Below are 12,156 nucleotides of genomic sequence, written 5' to 3'. Positions count from 1 at the left end.
CGGTTTGGCCTTGCGGCGATCGCAAGCGCGGCGGAGCCGGGCGCCGCGGGTCGCCGCGAATTCCTAGAGCCGGTCCTTCACGGCCGCGGACAGGCGTGCCCCGTCGGCCTTCCCGGCCGCGATCGCGGTGGCGGCCTTCATCACCAAGCCCATCTGTTTCATGCCGGGCCGCTCCCCCAGCTGCTCGGCAACCTGGGCAATGGCGGTGTCGACGACGTCGGCAAGCTCGCCCTCGGTCAGCGGCGGCGGCAGGTATTCGTCGATCACCCGCGCTTCGGCGTGCTCGTTGGCCGCTAGCTCACCGCGGCCGTTCTGGGTGTAGATCTCGGCCGCTTCGCCCCGCTTGCGCGATTCGCGGGCCAGGACCTTGATGACCTCGTCGTCGGAGAGCTCCCGCGACGCCTTGCCGGAGACTTCTTCGGTCTGGATTGCGGCCAGCAGCATGCGCAGCGTCGCGGTGCGCAGCTTGTCCTGCGACTTCATCGCCTCGGTCAAATCTGACCGCAGCCGTGATTTCAGTTCCGCCATAGCCCAGACGGTACGCGGGGATCGTTGAGAATTGCCCGAACGGCCGACAGGATGGGAGCCATGATCACGACGACGGTTCCTGCATGATCACGTTGTGAGCACGCCGCCGTACGACTACCCGGACTATCCGGAGCCGGGGTATCCGCCGCCTGGTTATGGTCCCCCGGGCTATCCGCCATTCGGTTATCCGCCGCCGGGCTACGGCCCGCCGCCGGGATACTCGCCGCCTCCGGGTTACGGCCCGCCGCCAGGTTACGGACCTCCCCCCGGTTATGGTCCGCCCCCCGGTTACGGCCCGCCGCCGCCGGGCTACGGGCCGCCGCCGGGCTACCCCCCGCCCCCGGCTTACGGGCCACCTCAGTTCGTCCCGGGAGCACCCAGGCCGGGCATCATCCCGCTGCGACCGCTGACCCTCAGCGACATCTACAACGGTGCGGTCGGCTACGTCCGCGCCAATCCCAAGGCCACGCTGGGATTGACCGCGATCATCGTGGTGATCGTCCAGATCGTGGTGTTGATCGTGTCGGCGGGACCGCTTGCGGCCGCGACCCGGGTGCGGACCACACCGAGCGACGAACTCACCACCGGTGACATGGCCACCTGGGTGACGTCGGTGGGCGCCAGCGCACTGGTCAGCTGGCTGGCCGGAATCCTTCTCGCCGGCATGCTCACCGTTGTCGTCGGCCGGGCGGTGTTCGGGTCGACGATCACGATCGGCGAGACCTGGACCAAGATTCGCGGGCGGCTGCCGGCATTGATCGGCCTGGCGGCGCTGGAAGGCGCCGCAGCGATACTGCTCGTCGCCGTGGTGGTGCTGATCATCGCCGCGGTCGGCGCCGTCGGCAACGGTGCGGCGGCATTCCTTATCGGCTTCCCGCTGATATTGGCCGCGCTCGCCGCGGTGGGCTACGCCTACACCGTGCTGTCGTTCGCGCCGGTGCTGATCGTGCTGGAGCAACTCAGCGTTTTCGACGCCATCGGCAGGTCGTTTACGTTGGTGCGCAACAGCTTCTGGCGAGTGCTCGGCATTCGGCTGCTGACCGGCGTCGTGGTCTTTCTCGTCGCCGGTGCGGTCGCGGCGCCGTTCAATTTCATCGGCCAGTTGCTGGCCGACCCGGCCACCGGTCCGGCGTTGGTCAGCCTGACCGTGAGCGCCATCGGATCGGCGATCGGGCGCGTCATCACCGCTCCGTTCAACGCGGGCGTCATCGTCCTGCTCTACACAGACCGGCGCATGCGTGCCGAGGCGTTCGATCTGATCCTGCAGACAGGCGCGGCGGGCGGGCCGGCAGCGGCGGCGTCCACCGACTATTTGTGGCTGACCCGGCCGGTGTGAGGACACGCTGATGCCCGCTATCGACATCGACCGCGATGCCGCGCATCAGGCCGCGCAGCGCGAACTCGCCAAGCCGATCTATCCGAAGCCCTCGCTGACACAACGCTTTCACGAGTGGGTCAACGAACTGCTCTACCGCGTGGTCGAGAAGGGATCCACCATTCCCGGGGGCTGGTTCACGGTCGCACTGCTGCTCACCTTGCTGGTGATCGCGGTGATCGTCGCTGTTCGCATCGCGCGACGCACGATGCGAACCCGCCGCGGCGGTGACTATCCCTTGTTCGAGACCGGTCAGCTCACCGCCGCAGCGCATCGCGACGCCGCGGAACGTTATGCAGCCGAAGGAGATTGGACACTGGCGATCCGGCACCGGTTGCGTGCAATCGCCCGCGGACTCGAAGAGACCGGGCTGCTCAACCCCGCGCCCGGCCGCACCGCCAACGAGTTGGCCCGCGATGCGGGCAGCCGGATACCACAGCTGTCCACCGAGTTCAGCTGGGCCGCAACGGCTTTCAACGACGTCACCTACGGTGAACGGCCGGGGACGCCTGACGCGTACCGGCTGATCGCCGACCTCGACGACCACCTCCTGCGATCGGGTTCGGCGGCACACCGGTGACGACACGCTTGCGATCCTGGCGCTGGGCGCTGTTGACGCTCGCCGCGATCTGCGCCGTCGCCGCCGTCACGACCTACCTGACCGCGCCGCGCCCTGGCGGCCGGATGGACCCGGCGTCCACCGGCCCGGAAGGTGCGCACGCACTGGTCGCGCTGCTGCGCGACCATGGTGTCGACGTGGTCGTCGCCAACAGCGTCGAGGATGCCGAAAACGCCACTCGCCCAGGCGCATTGCTGCTGATCGCCCAGGCCCAGCACCTCACCGACGACACACTGTTGCACCGGCTTGCCGACACTCACGCAGACCTACTGCTGGTCGAGCCGACATCACGCGTCCGCGCCGTGCTGGCCCCCGACATCCGCAGCGCCGGCGCCAGCCCGCTGGACAGCAAACCGGATTGCCCATTGCGCGAAGCGAGTCAGGCCGGATCGGTGCAGTTCGGACCCACGAACACTTTTCGTGGCGCCGCTGACCGCGTGATCGTCAGCTGCTACGGCGGAGCGCTGGTCCGCTACCGCGACGGCGAACGCACCGTCACCCTGGTCGGCAGTACCGACTTCATGACCAACAGCGGCCTGCCCCGGGCCGGCAACGCCGCGCTGGCGATGAACCTTGCCGGTGACCGCAGTCGTCTGGTCTGGTATGCGCCGCAGCGGGCCGAGGGTGAAACGTCAGGATCGGCAACACTATTCGACCTGATCCCGGACAACGTCAACTGGATGGTCTTGCAGCTATGGCTGGTCGTCATCCTTGTCGCGCTATGGAAGGGCCGCCGGCTGGGCCCGCTGGTCGCCGAGGAACTGCCTGTGGTGGTGCGTGCCTCGGAAACCGTCGAGGGCCGTGGCCGGCTGTACCGCTCGCGGCGGGCCCGAGACGTTGCCGCGCAGGCATTGCGCACCGCGACATTACAGCGACTGTTGCCGCGGCTCGGGCTGACCGCGACCAGCCCACCGCAAAACGTGGTGAACGCCGTCGCGGCGCGCAGCGGAGCCGACCCGGACATGGTGCGGCATAGGCTGTTCGGGTCTCCACCAGCCACCGACGCCGATCTGGTAGCGCTGGCCCGAGCGCTCGACGACATCGAAAGGCAGGTCGCAAGCATATGACCGAACACGCGCGTCAGGCGTTGCTGGCGCTGCGCACCGAGATCGCCAAGGCCGTCGTAGGCCAGGAAGCCGTCGTCAGCGGCCTGGTGATCGCGTTGTTGTGCCGCGGCCATGTGTTGCTCGAAGGCGTTCCGGGCGTGGCGAAGACGCTGCTGGTGCGTGCCTTGGCGGCGGCGCTGCAGCTGGAATTCAAGCGGGTCCAGTTCACCCCCGACCTGATGCCCGGCGATGTCACCGGCTCACTGGTCTACGACGCCCGCACCGCCGCGTTCGTGTTCCGCGACGGCCCGGTGTTCACCAATCTCATGCTGGCCGACGAAATCAACCGCACGCCTCCGAAAACCCAGGCCGCCCTGCTGGAGGCCATGGAAGAGCGTCAGGTCAGCGTCGACGGCGAACCTCGTTTCCTGCCGGACCCGTTCATCGTCGCCGCGACACAGAACCCGATCGAATACGAGGGCACCTACCAGTTGCCGGAGGCGCAGCTCGACCGGTTCCTGCTCAAGCTGACTGTGCCGCTGCCGCCGCGTGATTCGGAAATCGCCATCCTCGGCCGGCACGCGCACGGCTTCGACCCGCGCGATCTTTCCGCGATCCAGCCGGTGGCCGGTCCGGCCGAGTTGACGGCCGGCCGTGATGCCGTCCGCGAGGTGCTCGTCGCCGACGAGGTTCTCGGCTACATCGTCGACATCGTCAGCGCGACCCGCCAGTCGCCGGCGCTGCAGCTCGGGGTATCACCTCGTGGCGCGACGGCACTGCTGGCCACCGCTCGTTCGTGGGCATGGCTGTCCGGCCGCAACTACGTCACACCCGACGACGTGAAGGCGATGGCCCGCGCGACGTTGCGGCACCGGGTGATGCTGCGCCCCGAGGCCGAATTGGAAGGCGTCACCGCCGACGGCGTTCTCGACGGAATACTGGCTTCCGTTCCGGTGCCCCGCTAGTGGTTCTGACCGGCCGCACCGGACTGATTGCGCTGATCTGCGTTGTGCCGATCACGCTGTCGCCTTGGCCGGCAAGGTCTTTCGTCGTGCTGCTGGTGCTACTGACAGCGGCGGTGGTCATCGACGTGTTGTGCGCCGCCAGCCCGCGCGCGCTGCATTTCACACGGGAGCCGATCAATTCGGCGCGGCTTGGCGAAGAAGTGAACGCTGGTCTGCTGATTCACAACAGTGGCCGGCGTCACTTCCGCGGCCAGGTTCGCGACGCGTGGCCGCCCAGTACCCGCGGCGAGCCGCGCGTCCACACCGTCGACATCGCCGTCGGGCGTGGTCAGCTCGTGGATACCCGGCTGCACCCGGTGCGGCGCGGTGATCAGCGCTCGGCGATGGTGACCGCGCGGTCGGTCGGGCCGCTGGGCCTGGCCGGGCGGCAGAGCTCGCAGCGGGTGCCCGGGCGGCTGCGGGTGTTGCCGCCGTTCCTGTCCCGCAAGCATCTGCCGTCACGACTGGCCAGGCTGCGTGAGATCGACGGGCTGTCGCCGACGCTGACCCGCGGTCAGGGCACCGAATTCGACTCGCTGCGCGAGTATGTGGTGGGCGACGACGTCCGGTCGATCGACTGGCGAGCCACCGCCCGGCGCGCTGACGTCGTCGTGCGGACCTGGCGGCCCGAGCGGGACCGCCGCGTCATCGTCGTGCTTGACACCGGGCGCACCGCAGCCGGGCGCGTCGGCGTCGACCCGACGGCCGGCGATCCGGGCGGGTGGCCGCGACTGGACTGGTCGATGGATGCGGCGCTGCTGCTGGCGGCGCTCGCGGCACGCGCCGGCGACCATGTCGACTTTCTGGCGCACGACCGGGTGAGCCGGGCGGCGCTATTCGGTGCCTCGCGGACGGAACTACTGGCCAAGCTCGTCGACGTGATGGCGCCGCTGCAACCTGCCCTCGTCGAATCAGACTCCGCCGCAATGGTTTCAGCTGTACTACGGCGTGCCAGGCGTCGCGCGTTGGTGGTTCTGCTGACCGACCTCAACCCGACCGCGCTCGAGGAGGGGCTGCTACCGGTCTTGCCTCAGCTGTCTGCCCGACACAAGGTGATCCTGGCCGCCGTCGCCGATCCGCGGGTCGATCAGCTGGCCATCGGGCGTGTCGATGCGCCGGCGGTGTATGACGCGGCGGCCGCCGAGCGAGCCCGCAACGACCGCCGGGCGATCGCGTCGCGGCTGCGCCGAGCCGGGGTGGAAGTGGTCGACGCGCCGCCCGCCGAACTGGCACCGGCTCTGGCCGATCGGTATTTGGCGATGAAAGCCACCGGACGGCTGTAAACCCATCGCCGAATGTGGGCTTAAGACACGCGTTTCACGAATCCGCGTGTCTTAAGCCCACATTCGACGCAAGATCAGGCAGTCGGCACCACATCAGGAGCATTGGCGATGTCGCCGGTCTCCCCCGCCCGGGCGGCGCGTCGGCCGAAGTACACGATGTACGCCAGAAACGTGGCCTCGACGGCGATTCCGATACCGACCCGTAGAAAGGTCGGCAACGGCGACGGGGTCACCACCGCTTCGAGCACACCCGAGACGAAGAGCACCGCTACCAGTCCGACGGCTATCGTGACGATTGCGCGGCCCTGCTCGGCAAGCACCTGCCCACGCGGGCGATTGCCGGGCGAGATCACCAACCAGCCGAGCCGCATCCCCGCGGCGGCGGCCAGGAACACCGCCGTCAACTCCAGCAGGCCGTGCGGTATCAGCAGCCCCAACAAGATGTTTGCTTTGCCGGCCGCAAACATCAGTCCGGCGGCCACACCGAGGTTGGCCGCGTTTTGGAACAGCACGAACGGGATGGGCAATCCCAACACCACCGCGAAGGCAATACATTTCGCGGCCACCCAGGCGTTGTTCACCCACACTTGGAGCCCGAACGCCGCGGCCGGATGCTCACTGTAGTAGGAGGCAAAGTCGTGGTTGACCAATTCGTCTATGTCACTTGGTGTTCCGATGGTGGCTTGAACCTCCGCGCTACCCGACACCCAGATCGCGACGGCGGCCGTTGCGGCGAAGAACAACACTGCCGTCGCCAGCCACCAGCGCCAGGTCCGGTACGCCACCACCGGAAACCCGACCGTCCAGAACCGGGCGAACTCGCCGGACAGCGGTGCGTGCGCACCGGTGACCGCGGCGCGGGCACGCGCCACCAGCGTCGAAAGCCGCCCGATCAGCACCGAATCCGATGACGCCGAGCGCAACATCGACAGATGCGTCGACACCCGCTGGTAGAGCTCGACGAGTTCGTCGATCTCGGTGCCCGTGAGTCGCCGTCGTTGCTTCACCAACTGTTCGAGCCGAGCCCAGGTGTTGCGGTGCGCGAGCACGAACGCGTCGACGTCCACGCCGCCAGGGTAGCTTCTGAAGTATGTCGGAGGTGGTGACCGGGGACGCGGTGGTGCTCGATGTGCAGATCGCGCAGTTGCCGGTGCGTGCGGTCGGCGCGCTGATCGACATCGCGGTGATCTTCGTCGGCTACCTGCTGGGCCTGATGTTGTGGGCGGCCACGCTGACGCAGTTCGACGACGCCACGACCGCCGCCATCCTGGTCATCTTCACGGTGCTGGTCTTGGTCGGTTACCCGCTCATCCTGGAGACGGCCACCCGGGGCCGCTCGGTGGGCAAGATCGTGATGGGCCTGCGCGTGGTGTCCGACGACGGCAGCCCGGAACGGTTCCGCCAAGCGCTCTTTCGGGCACTGGCGTCGGTGGTGGAGATCTGGATCTTGTTCGGCAGCCCGGCGGTGATGTGCAGTCTGCTCTCGCCGAAAGCCAAGCGGATCGGCGACATCTTCGCCGGCACCGTCGTCATCAGCGAACGCGGCCCGAAACTCGGTCCGCCGCCGGCGATGCCGCCGTCGCTGGCGTGGTGGGCCGCGTCGCTTCAGCTGTCCGGTCTCAGCGCCGGCCAAGCCGAATTGGCACGCCAATTCCTTTCCCGCGCACCGCAACTCGAGCCGGGCCTGCGTTACCAGATGGCTTGCCGGATTGCCGGCGACGTGCTGGCCCGGGTCGCTCCCCCGCCCCCGCCGGGAACTCCCCCGCACCTGGCCCTGGCCGCGGTGCTGGCCGAGCGGCACCGCCGCGAGCTCGCCCGGCTGCGACTCACGCCGGCACCACCGCCGTCCTGGCCCCCGCCCCCGTCGCCGTGGCCTCCACCAGGGGACGGCTTCGCGCCGCCACGGTGACTTACTGCGCCACCGTCACGGCGACAAGGACGATGTCGGCCACTAAGAGCGCCAACGCGCACAACGGAACGACGAAACCCCACCGCTGCCGCGCAGTGAAGAACGACACGACGATGGTCACGGCGGACAGCACCGGCGCGCCGTAGAACAACACCCCAAAGCCGATTCCGTGGGGGCCGAGGTTGGGGCACTCCTTGTCGCTGCAGGCGGCGGTGCTCATCACCGCGCCAAGTGTGAAGACCAGGACCACGGCCGCGGCGGGAATCGTCAACAGCGCCAGCACCCAGTTCACCCACAGCCGCAGCCGGCTTTCGCGGCGGGTATCGCTCGTGGCGACCGTTTCGTTCATCTGACGAGTGCTACCCCGGCGCTCAGGACGGGAAACCTTCGACCTGGCCGTTGCATCGCGATAGTTTTCGATATATCGTCAATGCATCGGCATCGCATCCCGCGTTGCCCTGCCAGAAACGAGACACCACATGAATGCACCATTTCCCCCGTTCGGGGCGCCGTTCGTCGGCGGCCCCACTGGTTTCGGCTTCGGCCCGCAGGACCGCCGCGCCCTGCACGAGCAGCGCCGGCAAGCCCGACGGCAGTTCCGCGATTTCGTGCGCGGCCACGACGCCGGGCACGACGGGCCGTTCGGGCCCGGATTCGGCCGGGGTTTCGGTCCGGGCTTTGGTCCCGGTGGGTTCGGTCCCGGCTTCGGGTTCGGACCTCGCGGTGGACGCCGCGGCGGTCCGGGCCGGCGTGGGCGCCGTGGCGACGTCCGCGCCGCCATCCTGGTCCTGCTGGCCGAGCGGCCGATGCACGGCTACGAAATGATCCAGGAGATCGCCGAACGCAGCCAGGACCTGTGGCGGCCCAGCCCGGGCTCGGTGTACCCGACCCTGCAGTTGCTGGTCGACGAGGGCCTGCTCGTCGGCTCCGAAACCGAAGGCAGCAAACGGCTTTTCCAGCTGACCGAGGAGGGCCGGGCCGCCGCCGAGAAGATCGAGACCCCGCCGTGGGACGAGATCGCCGACGGCGTCGACCCCTCGCACCTCAACCTGCGGGCCGCGGTGGGCCAGTTGTTCGGCGCGGTGGCGCAATCCGCGCACGCGGCAACACCCGAGCAGCAGCAGCGCATCATCGAGATCGTCAACAATGCGCGCCGCGAGATCTACACCGTCTTGAGCGAAGACGAGTAGCTAACTAGCCGGGCTGGGTCGACATGTCACGACACGTCGACCCAGCCCAGCGTGCGCTCGACAGCTTTCCGCCAGCCCGCGTACGCGGTCTCGCGTTGCTCGTCGCTCCAGGTCGGCGACCACCGCTTGTCCTCGCGCCAGTTGGCGCGCAACTCGTCGGGCCCGGCCCAGAAGCCGACCGCCAGTCCTGCGGCATAGGCCGCCCCGAGTGCCGTCGTCTCGGCGACCACTGGGCGCACCACGTCGACACCGAGCACGTCGGCCTGGATCTGCATGCACAGGTCGTTGGCGGTGATCCCACCGTCGACCTTCAAAACCTCAAGGCGCACACCGGAATCCGCCGCCATCGCGTCGACCACGTCGCGGCTCTGGTAACAGATCGCCTCCAAGGTGGCGCGGGCCAGATGCGCGTTGGTGTTGTACCGCGACAGCCCCACGATGGCGCCGCGGGCATCGGATCGCCAGTACGGGGCGAACAACCCCGAAAACGCCGGAACGAAGTACACCCCGCCGTTGTCATCGACCTGACGGGCCAGCGCCTCGCTCTGCGCGGCACCGCTGATGATGCCCAGCTGGTCACGCAGCCACTGCACTGCCGAGCCGGTGACCGCGATCGAACCCTCAAGGGCGTAAACAGGTTCGGCGTCGCCGAACTGGTAGCAGACGGTGGTCAGCAAGCCGTTGGCCGACCGGACGATCTCCTCGCCGGTGTTGAGCAGCAGGAAATTGCCTGTGCCATAAGTGTTTTTGGCTTCCCCCGGCGCCAGGCACACCTGGCCCACCATTGCCGCGTGCTGGTCGCCCAGGATTCCGGTGATCGGCACGTCGTCCGCGGTGACACCGTACGGCTCCCGCGGCGACGACGGCGCGATCGACGGCAGCATTGCGCGGGGTATGCCGAAAAACGACAGCAGCTCGTCGTCCCAGTCCAGGGTCTCGAGGTTCATCAGCATCGTGCGGCTGGCGTTGGTGACGTCGGTGACATGAACCCCGCCGCGCGGGCCGCCGGTCAGGTTCCACAACAGCCAGGTGTCGGCCGTGCCGAACACGGCGTCGCCGCGTTCGGCGGCCTCGCGCACGCCGTCGACGTTCTCCAGAATCCACTGCAGTTTGCCGCCGGAGAAATACGTCGCCGGAGGCAGGCCCGCCTTGCGCCGGATCACCTCGCCGCGGCCGTCGCGGTCCAGCGCCGAGGCGATGCGGTCGGTGCGGGTGTCCTGCCAGACGATTGCGTTGTAGTACGGCCTGCCCGTGCGCCGATTCCACACCAGCGTGGTCTCCCGCTGATTCGTAATACCTAGCGCCGCAATGTCATTCGGGCCGAGGTTGGTTCTGTTGAGCACCGACGTCAGCACCGAGGAGGTGCGTTCCCAGATCTCGACCGGATCGTGCTCCACCCAGCCGGAGCGCGGCAGGATCTGCTCGTGCTCGAGCTGGTGGCGGCCTACCTCGGCGCCGTCGTGGTCGAAAATCATGCAGCGGGTGCTGGTGGTGCCCTGGTCGATCGAGGCGACGAATTCAGGCGACTGGGCCACGTCGTCCATGATGGCTTACGTGGGCACTGGAACATTCGACATTGCGAGCATGCCGCGCGGCGGCCCGAACGCCTCGTGTCTGGACCGGCGGCTGGAAACGCAGCGTCCGGAATATCTGGACCGCGACGACGTCGACGACCGCAAGCGCGCCGTGGTGCGATCCCTGGACCGCTTCGGACGCCTGTTCGGCCATCACGAGATGTTCGCCCGCATCGCCCTCGACGAGATCGCCGACGTGCCCGATCCGAAGATCCTCGAACTGGGCTCCGGCCACGGCGGGCTGGCGCGTGCGCTGCTCGAGCAGCATCCGACCGCGCAGGTCACGGTGACCGACGTCGAACCGGCGTCGGTGGCCGCGATCGCGACCGGCGACCTGGGCAGTCATCCGCGGGCCACCGTGCGCGAGATGGACGCCACCGCGATCGACGCGCCGGACGGCTACTACGACCTCGCGGTGTTCGTGATGTCGTTTCACCACCTGCCGCCGCCGCAGGCGTCCCGGGTGTTCGCCGAAGGCACTCGCGCGGCCGACAAGTTGCTGATCATCGACCTGCCGCGGCCGCCGTCACCGCTGCACATCCTGCACCTGGCGTCGATGCTGCCGTTGACCATCGTGTTGCCGTTTGCGCACGACGGGTTCATCAGCTCGCTGCGCGCCTACAGCCCGTCGGCGCTGCGGGCGCTGGCCCGCCACGCGGACCCGGCGATCCACGTCGAACTGCGCGGCGGTGGGCTGTTCAACCTTCCGGTGCGTCCGCGTCCGCAGATCGTGGTGGCGTCGCGTCGTTAACCGGCGAAGGGGTCGCGCACAGTGATCCCTTCGAACTTGCGGAAGTCGCGGTCGTGGGTCCATATCGTTGAAATGCCGTGTTGGCGCATCAGCGCCACCAGATGCGCATCCGGAACCAGGTTGCCTCGCGGGTTGATGACGTCTGCGACCCGTCGATACGCAGGCCAAAATCCGTCGATCTCGCCGACCAGTCGCACGTGCGGTTGGGAGACGAACTGTTCGATGTTGGCTGCCGCGGCGGTCGGCGTGAGGGGCGCGTCCAGCAAGGTGGGATGCGTGACAATCCGCAGGTAGCTCAGTGCAACCGGCCACAGCAGATAGACCAGGCCCGGTCCTGCCAGGAACTGCTCGACGAGCGCCTTGGCGCGGTCGTGAAATGGGCTGGCGCGATGCGTCGCATACACCAGGACGTTGACGTCGAAAGTCTCGCTCATTAACGATCCAGCACGGCCCAGACGGCATCCTTGTCGTCAAGGTCAACGCGTGGCCGCAGGTCCGCGGTCGTCCAACTGATGTCCACCGTCGGACGCGGACTGGTTGCAAGCGCCTGCGCCAGTAGTTCCGACACCAGCTGCCCTAACGTTTTGCGCTCATCGCGCTGACGTCGCTTCAATGCGCGCAGCACATCGTCATCGATGTCGATCGTGGTCCGCATACATCAGATGCTACACGGATATACATCTGATGCGCCATGCTGAGTTCGCCGCCGAGGCTCATCGCCAGTCGGCCCTGGCAGCGGCCAGCCCGTATGAGCAGGATGATCAGGCGTTCATCGACGCCATCTCGTCATTCGGACATGACGCAGATCCCGGCCTGGTGTGAATCGGGCCTCATGCCGATCTGGTTGCGCGGGCGGCACTGAACCGGTTGCATCGGC

At 68.0% G+C, this 12,156-nt stretch carries 15 protein-coding genes; 9 read left to right on the top strand and 6 right to left on the bottom strand.

The window, feature by feature from the left end:
* Positions 1-63: 63 nt before the first annotated feature.
* Positions 64-528 (bottom strand): GatB/YqeY domain-containing protein, encoded by a 465-nt coding sequence (locus G6N47_RS09240; RefSeq protein WP_083131229.1) that lies wholly within the window; start codon positions 526-528, stop codon positions 64-66.
* 94 nt (positions 529-622) lie between these two features.
* Between G6N47_RS09240 and G6N47_RS09235 the strand changes: the two genes are divergently transcribed.
* Genes G6N47_RS09235 through G6N47_RS09215 form a run of 5 tightly spaced genes read left to right on the top strand, consistent with a single transcriptional unit; the run spans position 623 to position 5,855 of the window.
* Positions 623-1,864 carry a hypothetical protein gene (locus tag G6N47_RS09235; protein ID WP_163659598.1) on the top strand — a complete coding sequence of 414 codons (1,242 nt, stop codon included), beginning with the start codon at positions 623-625 and terminating at the stop codon, positions 1,862-1,864.
* 10 nt (positions 1,865-1,874) lie between these two features.
* Positions 1,875-2,483 carry a DUF4129 domain-containing protein gene (locus G6N47_RS09230; RefSeq protein ID WP_083134507.1) on the top strand — a complete coding sequence of 203 codons (609 nt, stop codon included), beginning with the start codon at positions 1,875-1,877 and terminating at the stop codon, positions 2,481-2,483.
* Positions 2,480-3,589, top strand: coding sequence for a DUF4350 domain-containing protein (locus G6N47_RS09225; protein ID WP_232080155.1), 1,110 nt, complete (start codon positions 2,480-2,482; stop codon positions 3,587-3,589). Before G6N47_RS09230 ends, G6N47_RS09225 begins: the two co-directional genes overlap by 4 nt.
* Positions 3,586-4,533: an AAA family ATPase gene (locus G6N47_RS09220; protein ID WP_083134505.1), complete on the top strand. Its 948-nt coding sequence runs from the start codon at positions 3,586-3,588 to the stop codon at positions 4,531-4,533. The genes G6N47_RS09225 and G6N47_RS09220 overlap by 4 nt, the downstream gene beginning before the upstream one ends.
* A complete protein-coding gene (locus G6N47_RS09215) occupies positions 4,533-5,855 on the top strand; it encodes a DUF58 domain-containing protein (RefSeq protein WP_083134504.1) in 1,323 nt (440 codons plus the stop codon). Before G6N47_RS09220 ends, G6N47_RS09215 begins: the two co-directional genes overlap by 1 nt.
* 74 nt (positions 5,856-5,929) lie before the next feature.
* Here G6N47_RS09215 and G6N47_RS09210 read toward each other — a convergent pair whose 3' ends face one another.
* Complete coding sequence (locus tag G6N47_RS09210) at positions 5,930-6,922, bottom strand: stage II sporulation protein M (RefSeq protein ID WP_083134503.1); 993 nt, start codon at positions 6,920-6,922, stop codon at positions 5,930-5,932.
* 23 nt (positions 6,923-6,945) lie between these two features.
* Here G6N47_RS09210 and G6N47_RS09205 point away from each other — a divergent pair, with 23 nt between their 5' ends.
* Positions 6,946-7,764: an RDD family protein gene (locus G6N47_RS09205; RefSeq protein WP_083134502.1), complete on the top strand. Its 819-nt coding sequence runs from the start codon at positions 6,946-6,948 to the stop codon at positions 7,762-7,764.
* A gap of 1 nt (position 7,765) precedes the next feature.
* On the opposite strand, the gene G6N47_RS09200 is transcribed toward G6N47_RS09205, so the two are convergent.
* Complete coding sequence (locus G6N47_RS09200) at positions 7,766-8,113, bottom strand: hypothetical protein (protein ID WP_083134501.1); 348 nt, start codon at positions 8,111-8,113, stop codon at positions 7,766-7,768.
* Between the two features lie 130 nt (positions 8,114-8,243).
* On the opposite strand from G6N47_RS09200, the gene G6N47_RS09195 reads away from it, so the two are divergent.
* The gene (locus G6N47_RS09195; RefSeq protein ID WP_083134500.1) at positions 8,244-8,954 is read left to right on the top strand and encodes a PadR family transcriptional regulator; all 711 of its coding nucleotides are present in this window, start codon (positions 8,244-8,246) and stop codon (positions 8,952-8,954) included.
* 26 nt (positions 8,955-8,980) lie between these two features.
* On the opposite strand, the gene glpK is transcribed toward G6N47_RS09195, so the two are convergent.
* Positions 8,981-10,498, bottom strand: coding sequence for a glycerol kinase GlpK (gene glpK / locus G6N47_RS09190; RefSeq protein ID WP_139799731.1), 1,518 nt, complete (start codon positions 10,496-10,498; stop codon positions 8,981-8,983).
* Position 10,499: 1 nt separating this feature from the next.
* On the opposite strand from glpK, the gene G6N47_RS09185 reads away from it, so the two are divergent.
* Complete coding sequence (locus tag G6N47_RS09185; protein WP_083134499.1) at positions 10,500-11,279, top strand: class I SAM-dependent methyltransferase; 780 nt, start codon at positions 10,500-10,502, stop codon at positions 11,277-11,279.
* On the opposite strand, the gene G6N47_RS09180 is transcribed toward G6N47_RS09185, so the two are convergent.
* Positions 11,276-11,713, bottom strand: a complete 438-nt coding sequence (locus tag G6N47_RS09180; RefSeq protein ID WP_083134498.1) for a type II toxin-antitoxin system VapC family toxin — start codon at positions 11,711-11,713, stop codon at positions 11,276-11,278. The genes G6N47_RS09185 and G6N47_RS09180 overlap by 4 nt on opposite strands.
* Positions 11,713-11,934 (bottom strand): antitoxin, encoded by a 222-nt coding sequence (locus G6N47_RS09175; RefSeq protein WP_083134497.1) that lies wholly within the window; start codon positions 11,932-11,934, stop codon positions 11,713-11,715. Before G6N47_RS09175 ends, G6N47_RS09180 begins: the two co-directional genes overlap by 1 nt.
* Before the next feature lie 29 nt (positions 11,935-11,963).
* Between G6N47_RS09175 and G6N47_RS09170 the strand changes: the two genes are divergently transcribed.
* A complete protein-coding gene (locus tag G6N47_RS09170) occupies positions 11,964-12,101 on the top strand; it encodes an antitoxin MazE-like protein (RefSeq protein WP_139799730.1) in 138 nt (45 codons plus the stop codon).
* Positions 12,102-12,156 lie beyond the last annotated feature (55 nt).

The sequence above is a fragment of the Mycobacterium branderi genome, assembly GCF_010728725.1.
GTDB classification, from domain to species: Bacteria; Actinomycetota; Actinomycetes; order Mycobacteriales; family Mycobacteriaceae; genus Mycobacterium; species Mycobacterium branderi.
The sequence above is the reverse complement of the archived record's forward strand: the minus strand, read 5'-3'. Positions and strand labels throughout refer to the sequence as shown.